The organism is Janthinobacterium algoris, from assembly GCF_051380935.1.
Lineage (GTDB): Bacteria > Pseudomonadota > Gammaproteobacteria > Burkholderiales > Burkholderiaceae_D > Janthinobacterium.
On record NZ_JBNYXZ010000004.1, the window covers coordinates 280,251 to 295,305 of the forward strand.

Genomic DNA, 15,055 nt, shown 5'->3' on the forward strand with positions numbered 1-15,055 from the left:
GTCAGGGGGCGTCGCTGGAGACAAATTCCAGTGAAATTTGTTCTGCCACCTGCGCCAGCGCCGGCTCCAGCGCCGCCAGCAAGGCGCGCGCCTGCTGCAGCTCGCCGCCCAGGCGCAAGCCTTCGATCGACATGCACAGGGTGGCGAAAGCATGGGCGCCCACGGCCAGCGCCGACGATTTGCTGCGGTGCCCCAGGTCGGCCAGGCGCCCCAGGTCTTCCAGCGCCATGGCTTGCTCCATTTCGGCGATGCCGTCGCGCGCCGTATCGAGAAACAGCTGGGTATATTTGCGCATCTTCACGGCGTCATTGCCGAACGTAAGCGCCAGGGTGGCCAGGTCGAGGATGGCCGTGTCGCGCAATTCCAGCAAGGCGGCCGATGGCGGCACTTTCGGCACTGCCGCCAGCCTGTCGCCCGCATGCGCACGGCCGATGCTGCCGATGCCACCGCGCAGACGGAACCATTTCGCCAGCAGGTGAAACAACAGATTCGGGGCAATCGGTTTGGTCACGAATTCATCCATGCCCGCCGCCAGGCAGCGGGCGCGGTCTTCGCTGCCCGCATTGGCCGTCATGGCGATCACCAGCAGGCCGTTGAGCTTTGGGTCGGCGCGGATGCGGCGCGTCGCTTCGAAGCCGTCCATCTCCGGCATCTGCACGTCCATCAGCACGCAGTCGTAGCGCTGGTGGGCCAGCAATTCCAGCGCTTCGCGGCCATTGCAGGCGACACAGACGGTGGCGCCGGCATCCTCCAGCAATTCGCAGCCCACCTGCTGGCTGAAGACGTTATCTTCCACCAGCAGGATGGATGCGCCGCGGATCACCCCCAATACTTCGGGCTCCACTTCGGCGATAAGCTCGTCGCCCGCTTGCACGCTTTTCTCCAGGCGCGCCGTGAACCAGAAGGTGCTGCCCTGGCCCGGCTGGCTGTACACGCCCACCTTGCCGTCCATGAGTTCAACCAGCTGCTTGCTGATCACCAGCCCCAGGCCGCTGCCGCCATACTTGCGCGTGGTCGAAGGGTCGGCCTGATGGAAGGAGCGGAACAGTTGCGCCACCTCTTCCTGCTTCATGCCGATGCCCCGGTCCTGCACCTCGAAGCGCAGCATGGCGTGACTGCCACGCTCCTCTGACTGGCGCACGCGCACGAAGATGCTGCCATTGTCGGAAAATTTGATGGCGTTGCTGGTCAGGTTCAGCAAGACCTGCTCCAGGCGCAGCGGATCGCCGCGCCAGCGCTGCGGCAGCTCGGCCGCGATATCGAACTGCAGCGCCAATCCCTTGACGGCGGCCGCATCACCGAGCTGGCTGGCGATATTCGCCAGCAGGGTGTCGAGACGGAAGTCCAGTACTTCCAATTCCAGCTTGCCCGCCTCGATCTTGGAAAAATCGAGGATGTCGTTGATCAGGCCCAGCAAATGCTGGCCCGAATGGAAGATTTTTCGCAGATAATCGCGCTGGCGCGCATCGGCCACCGATTTCAGCGCCAGGTGCGCCATGCCAATGATGCTGTTCATCGGCGTGCGAATTTCATGGCTCATGTTCGACAGGAAGTCGCTCTTGGCCTGACTGGCCGCGTCGGCCTGCTCCTTCAGGCGATGCAGTTCCGTCACGTCGGTGGACAGGCCGATCAGACCCGTGACGGGACCAGGCAAGCCCAGCGGCACCTTCACGCTCCACAGGTGATGCACCTGGCCCTGCGCATCAACGAAGCGCTCTTCGCCGACAAACTTGGTGCCGCTGTCGAAGACCTGGCGTTCGGTCAGCTGCGCGGCGGCAGCCGCATCGCCGAGCATCAACTCGCCATCCTGGCGGCCGATCAACTGCTCCGCCGAGCGACCCAGTATCTTCGCCGTGCGCGCATTCACGTAGCGGTAGCGCAGGTCGGCATCCTTCATGTAGACGTAGGCATCGACGCTGTCGAGCACCGTATCGAGCAGGGTACGCTGCGCCACCGCGTTGCGGCGCGAACGGTACAGGGTAAAGATATAGCCATAAATGAGCAAGGTGCCGGCCACGCCGACGGCCAGCGACAGCCACGGAAAATAGCGGTCAAAGCTGCTGTACAGCTCCACCTTGCGCACGCGGAAATGGGCTTTCCACAGGCCGCCCTGGTAGGCCACCGGCAGCACCTGGTCGAAATAAGCGGCATCGCTGCCCGGTTGCGGCGGCGGTGTCGCCAGGTCGCCGTCATCGTTGAACAGCAGGCGGTCCTGCGGCGTGATGCGCCATGCGCCATCGGCAGGACGAGGTTCGGCGGCGCTGTACAGGGTCAGGTGCAGCGGCTCCAGGGCGCTGCGTTCCAGCGCGCTGTGCACCAGTTGCGCCACGCCAAAGCCAATGCCCACGGACCCCTGGTAGGCGGCGCGGCGCTCGGCCACGCTGCCTTGCGGCATGCCATTGCGGTACACGGGCAAGCGCATGCCCAGGCCCACGTGCGCGGGCGGTCCCTTGATCATGATCACCTGGCCCGACGCGCTCACTTCGCCGGTGTCGCGCGCCTGCTCCAGGGCCTGCGCCACCAGCGGGTTGGCACCGATATCGACGCCCATGCGTTCAGACAGCAGGGAATCGGGCTCCAGGTAAGTGAGCACGGTGTATTCCGGCCGCTCGCCGGGCGGGCGGATGGTGAATGCGGGATAGCCGCCCGGCGCCAGGCTGGTGTCACGGCGTACATCGGCGACATAGGCCGCGCGCTGCGCCTGCGTCAGCGCCACCGCATAGTTGACCGATTCGATGGCGGGGAACTGGCGCACGATATCGAGACCGGCCACGTAATCGTGGAACTGGCGGCGCGTCAGCTTTTCGCTGGTGCGAAACAGCGCTTCAAGGCCACGCAGCAAGTCGGAATAGCTTTTTACGCGCGTGGCCAGGCTATGCTGGGCACCATGCGTGAGATTGTCGAAACGCTGTTCGGCGTCGTCATTGACCGTGCGCGCCGCGCCCGCATACAGGGCGCCGCCCACCGCCAATGCCAGCAGCAGGCCACCTGCCCAGATCCTGATGCCCGCTACCGTCCCGCCCTTGCTCAAAGTGTGCATTGTCAATCGCTTATTCCGGTTCCTCGAATGTGCGGCACAGGCCACCCGACAGGTACGAGGATACTATCAAAGCCCCTGCCCGACGCGCTTGTGGAAGAAAAAAAGCGCGCATGATGGTTGCACTGGAAAACACCCAATCCCTATGCCGCCTGCAGCGCCCCCGCCAGGAAGTCGCAAAAGGCACGCACCTTTTCCTGCACGTGGCGCCCATCGGGCATCAATGCATACACGCCGCGCCTGGCCATGCCATGCGATGGCAGCACGCGCACCAGGGCGCCGCTGGCCAGCAGAGGCATGGCGACGAAGGATGGCAGCGCACCCACGCCGATGCCCGCCACCAGCATATCGGCCAGCAGCAGGCTGCTGTCGGCGGAAAAGCGCACGGGCAGGACGATGCTGCTCGCGCCTTCCGGGCCGGCCAGCTGCCAAATGCCTGGACTGTCGGCCAGACGGTAGGCCAGGCAATCGTGGCCGTGCAAATCCTGGGCCTGCCGGGGCGTGCCGCGCCGCGCCAGATAGGCGGGCGCCGCGCAGATCATCTGCTCGACATCGCCCAGGCGGCGCGCCACCAGGGTCGAATCGGCCAGCGCGGCGCGGATGCGCAGCGACACGTCATAGCCCTCGCCCACCACGTCGCGCAGGCGGTCGTCCAGGGTCATCTCGATGCTGACTTCCGGATAGAGGGCCATGAAGACCGGCAGCAGCGGCGACAGCACTTTCAAGCCAAACGACAGCGGCGCATTCACGCGCAGCCGCCCCGCCACCTTGCCGGCGCAGCCGCGCGTGGCCAGTTCCAGCGCGTCGATCTCGTCGAGCAGGCGGCAGCATTCAAGATAGTAGGCGCGGCCGCCATCCGACAAACTCATGCGCCGCGTCGTGCGCACCAGCAGCACCGTCGCCAGATGCGCTTCCAGCTGGCGCACCTGCTTGCTGATGGCCGCCGCCGACTGGTTCAGATCTTGCGCCGCCTTGCTGAAGCTGTCGCGCTCAACCACCTTGCGAAACACGCGCATGTGCGCCAGGACATCCATGATTCTTTCCATTTGGTTGAATATCTTATTATTTTATCGCTGATTATAATTGAATTGGAAAACAATATGATGGCGGCTTCTTCATTCATGTCACGCAAGGAGCACCCCATGTTCAAACCATCTGCCACCCTGACTACCCTGCTGCTGGCGCTGCTGGCTGGAACGACCCAGGCCGCAGCCCCCGCCCCTGCCGCCGCAATGCCCGAAGTGGGCATCAGCCCCTGGGGGCCGAAAGACGAAATCGGCCGCCTGAACCTGATGACGCCGGCCTCGCGCGCGGCCATCCTGGCGCGCATCGACGGCGGCAAGAGCTATGACCTGGCCGTCGATTTCTATATCGGCATGCCCAGCTGGCAGGCGGCAGGCGATCCGCCCTACCAGATGTGGATGACGCACACGCCGAAGGGCAACGTCGTGGCCGACTCCATGAACGTAGGCGAAACGATGAACCGCCACGTCAGTTACACGGGGTCGGCCGTGTCCATGTATGCGCACATGGGCACGCATATCGACGCGCTCAACCACTTTGGCTTGAACGGCAAGATCTGGAACGGATTTACGGAAGAACACTACCTGGGCGACCGTGGCTGGACGGTGACGGGCGCGGAAAAGCTGCCGCCCATCGTGGCGCGCGGCGTGCTGATCGACGTGGCCGTGGCTAAGGGACTGTCACAGCTGCCCGACAATTACCGGGTCACGCGGCAGGACTTGCGCGCGGCGCTGGCGCAACAAAAAATCACGCTGGAAAAGGGCGACGTGGTGCTGATACGCACGGGCCGCATGCAACACTATGAGCAGGCGCAAGCCTACATGGCCAATCCCCCCGGTTTGTCGCTCGATGCGGCAAAATTCCTCGTGGAAGATGGCGGCGCCATGGTGGTTGGCGCGGACAACCTCAGTTTCGAGGCGTTCCCCTCCGAAGTGGTCGGCAACTACCTGCCCGTGCACACCTATTTGCTGGCGCAGCAGGGCACGCCCATCCTGGAACTGGTCGACCTGGAAGCCTTGTCGCGCGACAAGGTGTACCAGTTTGCCTTCATCGGCGCCTCGCTGAAATTCCGGGGCGGCGACGCGGCGCCCATCCGTCCCGTGGCGCTGCCGATCCGCTAGGCGCTGACTGGCTCAGACGGCAGCGGCCAGCAAGGCGCCGGCGCCATGCTCATCCCAGGCATCGGCGCAACGCACCACGTCGCCCACGACGATGATGCTGGGACTGCCCAGGCCGCTGGTCAGCAAGTCGTGCGGCAAGGCGTGCAAAGTACTCAGCAACTGGCGCTGCGCCGGCAAGCTGGCCGATTGCACCACAGCCACTGGCGTGCCGGGCGCCATACCGCCTGCCAACAAGCCCGCCTGGATGGCCACCACCCGCGCCACGCCCATGTAGATGACCAGGGTCAGGCCGCTCTGCGCCAATGCCGCCCAGTTCGGCTCCGAGGCGCTATCTTTACCATGGCCGGTGACGAAGATGGCGCCCTGGCTCCAGCTGCGGTGCGTCAGCGGTACGCCGATGGCCATTGGTGCGGCCAGGCCGCTGCTGATGCCGGGTATCACCTCGACGGCCACGCCGTGGCTGCGCAGGTAAGCGCGTTCTTCTCCACCGCGCCCGAACAGGTAGGGGTCGCCCCCTTTCAGGCGCACCACATGCAGGCCGGCACGCGCCTCGGCCAGCATCAGGCGCTCGATGAAGGCTTGCGGCGTGGAAGCACAGCCGCCCCGTTTGCCCACCTCGACCACGCGCACGCCGGGCGCCGCATGCGCGAGGATGGCCGGGTTGACGAGGTCATCGATCAGCACCACGTCGGCCCGCGCGATGGCTTTTGCTGCCTTGATGGTCAGCAAGTCCGGATCGCCGGGACCGGCGCCGACCAGCGTGACGCGTCCTTGTTGTGCCATGATGCAGTCTCCCGTCAGAAATTCAGTCAAAAACAATGGCCGATGGCAAACGACGCCGCATAGGCTTCCGGCGCGCTGCCGTCCCACACGACGCCGTCGCACAGGGTCGAGCTGCGCATCGTTGCCTTTGGTACGGGCGTCGCCGTCATTTCCGCCGCCTGGCGGTACAGGTCGATGCGGTTCACCTGCCTCGCCACTGCCAGGTAATCGGGTTCATCGCGCAGCAAGCCCCAGCGCCGGTGCTGGGTCATGAACCACATGCCGTCGGACAGGTAGGGGAAGTTCACGCCGCCGTCGTGGTAAAACTTCAAACCGTGCGCCTCGTCCCAGGTCTTGCCCAGGCCATCCTGATAATGACCGAGGATGCGCGGCGCCAGCATTTCCTGCGCTGCATTCAGATAAGCGGGTTCGGCCAGGGTAGCGGCCATGGCCAGTCGGTTGGCATCGCTGGCGTCGATCCAGCGCCCCGCCTCGAGCACGGCGGCGATCAGGGCGCGGCAGGTATTCGGATGCTGACGCGCAAACGCGGCGCTGGTGCCCAGTACCTTGCCCGGATGGTCGGGCCAGATGGCGCCGCTGGTGGCGGCTGTCACGCCCACGCCATCGACAATAGCCTTGTAGCCCCACGGTTCGCCCGCGCAAAAACCGTCCATCTGGCCCGCGCGCAAGGCCGCCACCATTTGCGACGGCGGCACCGTCATCACGCGTGCGTCGCGCAGCGGATCGATGCCATGCGCGGCCAGCCAGTATTGCAGCAGCATCGCGTGGTTGCCGGTCGGGAAAGTATGCGCAAACGCAAACGGCCGCGCCGCGCCGCGCATGTGCCGCGCCAGAGTGGGACCATCGTGGGCGCCCTCGCGCGCCAGCGCCGCCGACAGGGTGACGGCCTGGCCGCTGTGATTGAGGTTCATCAGCACGGCCATGTCGCGCTGATGCCCGCCGATGCCCAGTTGCACGCCATACACGAGACCGTACAACACGTGGGCGGCGTCGAGTTCGCCGTTATTCAATTTGTCGCGCACGCCGGCCCACGACATCTCCCGGCTCAGTTCGATCTTGATGCCGTATTTCTCGTCCAAGCCGAGCTTCGACGCCATCACCAGCGAGGCACAATCGGTCAGCGGCAGATAGCCGATGCGTATCGTTGTTTTTTCCGGCTGTACTGATCGCATCAGCTGGGCGCTGCGTTCTGCCTGCCTGCCCGTTTGCTCTGTCATACCATTCCTTGCTGATAAATACTGTTTTGCCGCGCCGATATGGGCAAGGCCATGCCCATCCTGCAGCAAGGACCGTGCCTGTGCAGACCCTGTTCCAGGCCGCTGGAAATGCACTGGATTGGTGCACTGCACCAGCATGTGTCAGGAAATGCGCCAGTCATCCAAGCAAGTCCTCCACGTCGAGAATGCGCTGGGCAATTTCCGCCAACTTCAGTTTTTTATTCATGGCCATGCTGCGCAGCCGCTGGTAAGCCTGCTCTTCCGTCAAGCCCTGATGCGTCATCAACAGGCCCTTGGCCCGCTCGATCACCTTGCGCTCCAGCAGCTTGTGCTGCGTGTCGAGCAATTCAGCGCGCAATTTTTCTTCCTGGCGGAAGCGCGCCAGCGCCACGTTCAGCACGGGCAAGATGCGCTCGGCCTGCAAGCCGGCGACGATATAGGCGGACACGCCGGCCGCCATGGCCGCGTCGATGCTGGCCGTGGCGCCGTCTTCCGTAAACAGGACGATGGGGCGGCGCTCGTCGCGCGTGGCGATGACGATGTGTTCAAGCACATCGCGCGCATCCGATTCGGCATCAATAATGATGAGGTCGGGCTGCAGTTGCGCAATGCGCTCGGGAAGGTAGAGGTCGGCTGGCAGCGAGGCGACGATGTCAAAGCCCGATTCCAGCAAGCCGATGCGCAAGGCGTTGCCGCGCAGCACTTGGGCAGCCAATGCCGCATTCTCGTGCACGCCGTGCTCGACAATGGTGTTGACGACAACAATGCGCAAAGGCTGGGTACGGCTGGACGTCATGGGAGCAATCTGCAATGGCTAAACAATTAACCATTGCAGTAAGCAAGAAGCGAACCAGATGGCGCTCTGCGCCTTACTTCAGGGTCGGCATGGCAAATTCAGCGCCGGCGGCCGTCGATGCCGGCCAGCGCTGCGTCACGGCCTTCTGTTTCGTGTAGAAACGCACCGATTCCGGGCCATGCGCATGATGGTCGCCAAACAGGCTGCGCTTCCAGCCGCCGAAGCTGTGGAAAGCCATCGGCACGGGGATCGGCACATTCACCCCGACCATCCCCACTTGCACCCGGTGCGTGTATTCGCGCGCCGTGTTGCCATCGCGCGTGTAAATCGCCGTGCCATTGCCATATTCATGCGCGTTGACGAGCTCCAGCGCCGTCGTGAAATCAGGCACGCGCACGATGCACAGCACGGGGCCGAAGATTTCTTCCTTGTAGATCGTCATTTCGGGCGTCACATGGTCGAACAGGCTGCCGCCGAGGAAAAAGCCATTTTCATGGCCGGGCAAGACGAAACCGCGTCCATCGGCCACCAGCTTGGCGCCTTCTTTTACTCCCGTGGCGATGTAGCCGGCGATCTTTTGCTTGTGCACTTGCGTGACGACAGGCCCCATTTCGGCCGACAAATCCATGCCCTGCGTGATTTTCAAGGCCGCGATACGCGGCACCAGCGCTTCGACCAGTTGATCCGCGACATTGCCCACCGCCACGACGACGGAAATGGCCATGCAACGCTCGCCTGCCGAACCGAAGGCGGCGCCCATCAGGGCGTCCACCGTCTGGGCAATATCCGCGTCGGGCATGACCACCATGTGGTTTTTCGCGCCGCCCAGCGCTTGCACGCGCTTGCCCTGCGCGCAGCCGGTGGCATAAATAACCTCGGCAATCGGCGTGGAACCGACAAAGCTGACGGCGCGCACGTCCGGATGGTGCAGCAAGCCATCGACGGCTTCCTTGTCGCCCTGCAGCACATTGAAGACGCCGTCCGGCAAGCCCGCATCCGTCAATAGCTGCGCCAGCAGCAGGCTGGCCGACGGGTCGCGTTCCGACGGTTTGAGTACGAACGTATTGCCGCAGGCAATCGCCATCGGGAACATCCACATCGGCACCATGACGGGGAAGTTGAAGGGCGTGATGCCGACGCAGACGCCGAGCGCCTGGCGGATCGACCAGGCATCGATGCCACCAGCCACTTGTTCCGAGTATTCACCCTTCATCATTTGCGGGATGCCGCAGGCAAACTCCACCACTTCGATGCCGCGCGTCACTTCCCCTTTCGCATCCGTAAACACCTTGCCGTGTTCAAACGTGATCAGGGCAGCCAATTGATCCGCATGTTCTTCCAGCAATTCCTTGAACTTGAACATCACGCGGGCGCGGCGCAGGGGCGAGGTTTGCGACCAGGCGGGAAAGGCCGCGTGGGCGGCGGCCACGGCCGCGTTCAGCTCGCCCGACGTGGCCAGCGCCACCTTGGCCGTCACGGCGCCCGTGGCGGGATTGAAGACGTCGCTCGTGCGCTCGGAGCGCGAAGCCACCAGGTTGCCACCAATAAAGTGGCCAATTGTCGGGGTAGTCATATCTTGTCCTTGATCATTTAGTATTCATCAGCCACTCATGGGCCGGGTCGTTTTTAAAATGCCACACGCGTTTCGGGCCGGCCATCACGTTCAGGTAATAGCCGTCATAGCCATACGGTACGGTCACGGGGTGGTAGCCCCTGGGCACCATCACCACATCGTGGTTTTCCACGGCCATGGCTTCGTCGATGGAACGGTCATCCGTATAGACTCTTTGATACGCAAAGCCCTGCTCCGGATTGAGGCGGTGGTAATACGTTTCTTCCAGTGAACTTTCAATCGGAATATTGTCATCGTCATGCTTGTGCGGCGGATAGCTCGATGAATGGCCGGACGGCGTTAACACCTCCACCACCAGCAAGCCGTCGGCCTCTGCTGTCTGCGGCAAGATGTCGCACACATAGCGGGTATTGGCGCCCTTGCCGCGCACGGAACGCGTCATGCTGGCCGGTTCAATCAGGCGCGCCGGGCGATGCGTGGTGGCCGGAGCGCTGCACAGCGCTACTTCGGCAGCGCTGACGGCCGTAATGCTGACCTTCGTATCCAGCGGGACATACACGGCATACGGCGAGCGATCCTCGAAGACGCTTTGGCGATTGCCGATATGTTCCCAGGCCTGCCCGCCCGCCTGGACGGTGACCGTGCCCGTCAGCACGACGATGCACAGTTCGCGGCTACCCGTCTCCAGCGCCATCGACACGCCCGCGTGAAGACGGTGCGCGGCAAAACCCACATGCGTCCAGCCGGCCGACTCGGGCGTGACCTCGACGATAGTAGAACCGGGCCGGGCCTTGACCAGCAGCGGGCTCATGCCGCCTCCCGGCCCAGGCGGGGGATGGCATCGACGAGGCTAGCCAGGTAATCATGGCCCATCTTCGCGTACTGATAACTGGGCGCGACGGCCGGGTCTTGCTCCGCTTCCACCACCAGCCAGCCCGCGTAGCCGTGCAGATACAAGCGCGTCAGGATCGCCGGGAAATCGATGCTGCCATCGCCGGGCACGCTGAAGGCGCCATTGATGACAGCCTGCAAGAAACTCCAGTGGCCATTGCGGGCCAGTTTCACCACGTTGGGGCGTACATCCTTGCAATGCACATGGCAGATGCGATCGATATGCTTATTCAAGACGGCCAGCGCGTCGCCACCGGCAAAGGTGATATGACCCGTATCAAACAGCAAGCCCACTTCCGGCCCCGTCAAGGCCATCAGTTGATCCACGTCCGCCGGGGTTTCCACGTAGGCGCCCATGTGATGGTGATACGCGAGGCGCACGCCGTGCGCCAGCAGATGCGCGGCAAACGCTGTCAATTTTTCCGCGTATGCCTGCCATTGCTGCTGGGTCTGGAAACGTGGACGTTTGTACAGCGGGCGGGCTTCGCCCTGGATGGCGTCGGCCACTTCGCCGTAGACCATGACGCTGGCGCCGCTGTCGGCCAGCAAGCGTAAATGCGCGCCAACTGCAGCGATTTCCTCTTCCACAGAGCGGTGCGCCAGCCGGCCCGAATACCAGCCCGAGACGCAAGCCAGACCATACTTGCCCAGCACGGCGTTCAGGGCCGGGGCATCCTTGGGAAACTTGTTGCCCAGTTCGAAACCCACGTAGCCGATCTCGGCGCCCTCTTTCAAGGCCGTTTCCAGGGGCGTCTCGCCGCCCAGGCTGGGCAAATCGTCGTTCATCCACGAGATCGGGTTGATACCGATCTTCACATTCCAGCTTGGTGCGTTCATTTTTGTTGTCCTTGACGGTCAAGTTCATAACGGATGCGGGCAGCTTGCACGCCGGCTTGCGTGGAGACCTCGGGCACGACCACTTCCCACCAGCAACCACCCTCTTCGGTCGTGCGCGTGTCGTCCGTATTGATACAGATCAGGTACGTGCGGGAAGCTGCCCGCGCGCGCAGCATGGCTTGCTCCAGCTCGGCGATATTGCCCACGTGTTCGCTGAGAGCGCCCAGCGACTGCGCATGCAGCGCAAAGTCGATCACGGGGGCGCTATCGGGCAACATATTGTTGAACGAGACATTGCCACACGCCTGCTGCAATCGGTTGATGCAGCCATAGCCGCGGTTGTCGAGCACGACAATAATGAGTTTTTTGTTCAGCATGACGGAAGTGGCGATTTCCGAATTCATCATCAGATAGCTGCCGTCGCCCACCATGACGATCACCTCGGCATCCGGCTTGGCCATCTTGACGCCCAGGCCGCCGGCGATTTCATAGCCCATGCACGAATAACCGTATTCCATGTGGTAGCCGCCCGGTGTTTCCGTTCGCCACAGTTTATGCAGTTCGGCTGGCAAGGTCCCGGCAGCGCAGACGACGATGTCGCGCGTGGTGGAATCCTTGGATGAACGCTGCACGGCGCCGATGACTTCGCCGTCGTACGGCAAGCCGGCCACCTCGCGCTGGCCCGTGATCGCCGCCACCGTGTTGCGCCAGGCGCGGCCAGCCTGCTGTGCGCGGTCCAGCCATAGTCCCGCGCTGTTCCAGCTGCCAAGCAGCCGCGAGAGTCCCTGCAAGCCGAGTGTCGCGTCCGCCTGCAAGCCCAGGCCACGGCGTTTCAAGGCGTCAAAGGCATTCACGTTCAGGCTGACCAGTTGCGCTTGCGCAAACAGGGAATTCGAGCCGGTGGTGAAATCCTGCAAGCGCGTGCCGATGGCCAGCACCACGTCCGCGTCCGCCGCCAGGCTATTCGCGGCAGGCGAGCCCGTCACACCGATGGCGCCCAGCTGCAAAGGATGGTCCCATGGCAAGGCACTCTTGCCCGCCTGGGTTTCCGCCACGGGGATGCCGTGCCGTTCGGCGAACGCCTGCAAGGCGGCGCTGGCCTTGCCGTACAGCACGCCGCCACCGGCCACGATCAGCGGCTGTTTCGCGTCTTTCAATAGCAGCGCCGCTTCTTCCAGTTCGGATTCCACCGGCGGCACGGCGCGAAAACGCACGATCCTCGGTGCGAAAAAATCGGCTGGATAATCGTAGGCCATCGTCTGCACGTCTTGCGGCAAAGACAAGGTGACGGGACCGCAGGCAGCCGGGTCCGTCAAAGCGGCAATGGCGCGCGGCAAGGCGGTCAGCAACTGTTCCGGATAGACGATGCGGTCGAAATAACGCGACAAGGGTTTAAAGGCATCGTTCACCGACACGCTGCCATCCGTGGCATCTTCCAGCTGCTGTAGCACCGGGTCCGGCGCGCGCGAGACGAAGACGTCGCCCGGCAGCAAGAGCACGGGCAAGCGGTTGACGTGCGCCAGGGCGGCGGCTGTCAGCAAATTGGTGGCGCCGGGACCGATGGAACTGGTGACGGCCATCATGCGCCGGCGCATGTGGGCTTTCGCATAGGCAATGGCCGCATGCGCCATCGCCTGTTCATTGTGCGCGCGGTAGGTGGGAAAGCTGTCCCGGTACTGGTACAGCGCTTCGCCCAGGCCTGCCACGTTGCCGTGGCCAAAGATGGCGAAGGCGCCACCAAATAAGGGTTCGCCCCCTTCCACCCGCAAGGCGGCCAGATAGCGCACCAGCGCCTGCGCCATGGTCAAGCGGACAGTGGCGCTCATGCTGCACGCTCCAGGTGCTTGCGCGTACGCTGCCACAGGGCAATCAGCTGCTCGAAGTTGGCGCGCACGGCGGCGATCAGGCCTGCATCGTCGAGTTCGCCCGCCAGCCAGCGGCGGCTCGGTTCCTGGAAGATGGTGCGGCCCACCATGAAGCCGCGGCACGTCGTGCTGGCACTGGCTTCTTGAAAACTGGCAGCCAGTTTTTCGATCGGGGCGTTCAAGCCCAGCAAGACCACGCCACGGCAATACGGATCGCGCTCATGCACGAGGGCATCGATGGCTTGCCATTGCGCAGCCGACATGCTTTCCAGCTTCCACCATTCCGGATAGATACCGAGGTTGTACAGGCGCTTGACGGCGCGCAAGACGGTATCGTCACTGTGCGGCAAGGCATCCGACGGTATGACTTCCAGCAACAGTTCGTGACCGCTCACTTGCGCCGCGTCATACAGGGCCTTGATCTGCGCTTCCTGTTCCAGCCGGTTTTCCACGGCGTCGTCCGGGTGCAGCTGTACCAGGCACTTGATCACGTGTTCCTTCGGCCAACTGAGCAAATGCGAGCCGATGGAGCGGCCCCAGTCGAATTGCAACGGATTCGATCCCGGCAATTCCACGGGACGGCCTATCCACCAGCCCCGCCCGGTCGCATCGTTGAGCGCGTCGACGCCATAGCGCCCATCGATCAGCACGCCCGTCTTGCCGGACAACTGCAATGCCGTTTCCGTCTGCGCCACGGCTTGCACCATCAATTGCTTCAAGGCTAAGATACGCGACTCGGATGCGCCCGTTTGTTGCGCCAGCTCAAAGAATTGCGTGCGGTGATCGAATGCAAACACGCACAATTCATCCCATTGCTTGCGCGCTACCGTCGCGCGGTGCAAACGCGACAAGGTGGCGTCCTGGTCCGGCTGCGTCAGCTTGGCCGCGTTGGCGATGAAATAGTCGAGCTCGACGGGTGACGGCATGGCCGGCGCGCAGCCGTGGCGCGACACGACCAGGGCACCGCAACCATTCGCGTAGCGGCAGCACGCTTCGTATTCCTCGCCGCGCAGCCAGCCTTTTAAAAAGCCGGACAGAAAAGCGTCGCCCGCGCCCAGCACGTTCAGCACTTCCACGCGCACGCCACGGTAGTTATACGCGGCGTCGAGGCTGTGCGGAATGGTGGCGTCGATGACGGCGCTGCCCAGCGGCCCCCGCTTGACGACCAGGGTGGCCAGGGTGGCGGCCCGCACGGCGCGCAAGCTGGCCATGATATCGGCGCCGCCGCCGGCAATCATGAATTCCTCTTCCGTGCCGACGATCAGGTCGAACTGCGGCAGGATCGCCTGCAGGTGGCGGGTCACGCCGTCATTCGAAACGAAGCGCGTTTCGCCGTCTGCCTTGCCCGACAAGCCCCACAGCACGGGACGGTAATCGATATCGAGCACGGTGCGCACATTATTGGCACGCGCCAATTTGAGCGCCTGCGTGCTGACGGCGTGCATGGCAGCCGTGGAAAAATGCGTGCCGGTGATCAAGAGCGCTTTGCTCGCTGCAATGAAGGCCGCATCCACCGATGCTGGATCGATGGCCATGTCGGCGCAATTGTCGCGGTAGAAAATCAGCGGAAACGTGTTTTTATCCTTGATGCCCAGCATGACGAGGGCGGTGAGCCGGTCACGGTCGATGCCAACGTGGCTGACGTCGCAGCCCTCTTTCGACAAGGTATCCGTCAAAAAACGGCCCATGTGGTCGTCGCCCACTTTCGACAGCATGGCCGATTTCAAACCCAGGCGGGCCGTGCCGAAGGCGATATTCGCCGACGAGCCGCCCAGGTACTTGGCGAAACTCGTCGCGTCTTCCAGCGGGCTGCCGATTTGCTGCGCATACAGGTCCACCGCCAGGCGGCCCAGACAAATGACGTCGAGCGCGCGCCCCTGGGCAAATTGTGTCGGGTTATTCATGGTTATCC

General features: G+C 63.5%; 11 protein-coding genes. 1 reads left to right on the plus strand and 10 read right to left on the minus strand.

Annotated features, from left to right (window positions below; all coding sequences use genetic code 11):
* Window position 1 precedes the first annotated feature (1 nt).
* Both ACQ4W7_RS08135 and ACQ4W7_RS08140 read right to left on the minus strand, forming a co-directional pair.
* The gene (locus ACQ4W7_RS08135; protein WP_436529680.1) at window positions 2-3,040 is read right to left on the minus strand and encodes a CHASE domain-containing protein; all 3,039 of its coding nucleotides are present in this window, start codon (window positions 3,038-3,040) and stop codon (window positions 2-4) included.
* Window positions 3,041-3,180: 140 nt separating this feature from the next.
* The gene (locus tag ACQ4W7_RS08140; protein ID WP_436529682.1) at window positions 3,181-4,071 is read right to left on the minus strand and encodes a LysR family transcriptional regulator; all 891 of its coding nucleotides are present in this window, start codon (window positions 4,069-4,071) and stop codon (window positions 3,181-3,183) included.
* 108 nt (window positions 4,072-4,179) lie between these two features.
* On the opposite strand from ACQ4W7_RS08140, the gene ACQ4W7_RS08145 reads away from it, so the two are divergent.
* Window positions 4,180-5,181, plus strand: a complete 1,002-nt coding sequence (locus tag ACQ4W7_RS08145; RefSeq protein WP_436529684.1) for a cyclase family protein — start codon at window positions 4,180-4,182, stop codon at window positions 5,179-5,181.
* 12 nt (window positions 5,182-5,193) lie between these two features.
* Here the strand turns inward: ACQ4W7_RS08145 and cobA are convergent, their stop codons facing one another.
* From cobA to ACQ4W7_RS08185, 8 genes are all read right to left on the minus strand, one after another.
* On the minus strand, window positions 5,194-5,964 hold the full coding sequence (gene cobA / locus ACQ4W7_RS08150) for a uroporphyrinogen-III C-methyltransferase (protein WP_436529686.1): 771 nt from the start codon (window positions 5,962-5,964) through the stop codon (window positions 5,194-5,196).
* A 26-nt stretch (window positions 5,965-5,990) separates the two neighbouring features.
* On the minus strand, window positions 5,991-7,181 hold the full coding sequence (locus tag ACQ4W7_RS08155) for a CmpA/NrtA family ABC transporter substrate-binding protein (RefSeq protein ID WP_426072989.1): 1,191 nt from the start codon (window positions 7,179-7,181) through the stop codon (window positions 5,991-5,993).
* A 157-nt stretch (window positions 7,182-7,338) separates the two neighbouring features.
* Window positions 7,339-7,977: an ANTAR domain-containing response regulator gene (locus ACQ4W7_RS08160; RefSeq protein ID WP_436529689.1), complete on the minus strand. Its 639-nt coding sequence runs from the start codon at window positions 7,975-7,977 to the stop codon at window positions 7,339-7,341.
* A gap of 73 nt (window positions 7,978-8,050) precedes the next feature.
* Window positions 8,051-9,550 carry a CoA-acylating methylmalonate-semialdehyde dehydrogenase gene (locus ACQ4W7_RS08165; RefSeq protein WP_436529691.1) on the minus strand — a complete coding sequence of 500 codons (1,500 nt, stop codon included), beginning with the start codon at window positions 9,548-9,550 and terminating at the stop codon, window positions 8,051-8,053.
* Between the two features lie 13 nt (window positions 9,551-9,563).
* Window positions 9,564-10,361: a 5-deoxy-glucuronate isomerase gene (gene iolB, locus ACQ4W7_RS08170; protein WP_436529693.1), complete on the minus strand. Its 798-nt coding sequence runs from the start codon at window positions 10,359-10,361 to the stop codon at window positions 9,564-9,566.
* Window positions 10,358-11,278: a myo-inosose-2 dehydratase gene (gene iolE, locus ACQ4W7_RS08175; protein ID WP_436529695.1), complete on the minus strand. Its 921-nt coding sequence runs from the start codon at window positions 11,276-11,278 to the stop codon at window positions 10,358-10,360. The genes iolB and iolE overlap by 4 nt, the downstream gene beginning before the upstream one ends.
* Window positions 11,275-13,104 carry a 3D-(3,5/4)-trihydroxycyclohexane-1,2-dione acylhydrolase (decyclizing) gene (gene iolD / locus ACQ4W7_RS08180; protein ID WP_436529697.1) on the minus strand — a complete coding sequence of 610 codons (1,830 nt, stop codon included), beginning with the start codon at window positions 13,102-13,104 and terminating at the stop codon, window positions 11,275-11,277. The genes iolE and iolD overlap by 4 nt, the downstream gene beginning before the upstream one ends.
* The gene (locus ACQ4W7_RS08185; RefSeq protein WP_436529699.1) at window positions 13,101-15,047 is read right to left on the minus strand and encodes a bifunctional 5-dehydro-2-deoxygluconokinase/5-dehydro-2-deoxyphosphogluconate aldolase; all 1,947 of its coding nucleotides are present in this window, start codon (window positions 15,045-15,047) and stop codon (window positions 13,101-13,103) included. The genes iolD and ACQ4W7_RS08185 overlap by 4 nt, the downstream gene beginning before the upstream one ends.
* Window positions 15,048-15,055 lie beyond the last annotated feature (8 nt).

Coding starts and splice junctions, on each gene's coding strand:
- ACQ4W7_RS08185 (WP_436529699.1), bottom strand. CDS start 15,047: ATGAATAACCCGACACAATTTGCCCAGGGGCGCGCGCTCGACGTCATT.
- ACQ4W7_RS08165 (WP_436529691.1), bottom strand. CDS start 9,550: ATGACTACCCCGACAATTGGCCACTTTATTGGTGGCAACCTGGTGGCT.
- iolE (WP_436529695.1), bottom strand. CDS start 11,278: ATGAACGCACCAAGCTGGAATGTGAAGATCGGTATCAACCCGATCTCG.
- ACQ4W7_RS08135 (WP_436529680.1), bottom strand. CDS start 3,040: ATGCACACTTTGAGCAAGGGCGGGACGGTAGCGGGCATCAGGATCTGG.
- ACQ4W7_RS08145 (WP_436529684.1), top strand. CDS start 4,180: ATGTTCAAACCATCTGCCACCCTGACTACCCTGCTGCTGGCGCTGCTG.
- iolB (WP_436529693.1), bottom strand. CDS start 10,361: ATGAGCCCGCTGCTGGTCAAGGCCCGGCCCGGTTCTACTATCGTCGAG.
- ACQ4W7_RS08160 (WP_436529689.1), bottom strand. CDS start 7,977: ATGACGTCCAGCCGTACCCAGCCTTTGCGCATTGTTGTCGTCAACACC.
- ACQ4W7_RS08155 (WP_426072989.1), bottom strand. CDS start 7,181: ATGACAGAGCAAACGGGCAGGCAGGCAGAACGCAGCGCCCAGCTGATG.
- cobA (WP_436529686.1), bottom strand. CDS start 5,964: ATGGCACAACAAGGACGCGTCACGCTGGTCGGCGCCGGTCCCGGCGAT.
- iolD (WP_436529697.1), bottom strand. CDS start 13,104: ATGAGCGCCACTGTCCGCTTGACCATGGCGCAGGCGCTGGTGCGCTAT.
- ACQ4W7_RS08140 (WP_436529682.1), bottom strand. CDS start 4,071: ATGGATGTCCTGGCGCACATGCGCGTGTTTCGCAAGGTGGTTGAGCGC.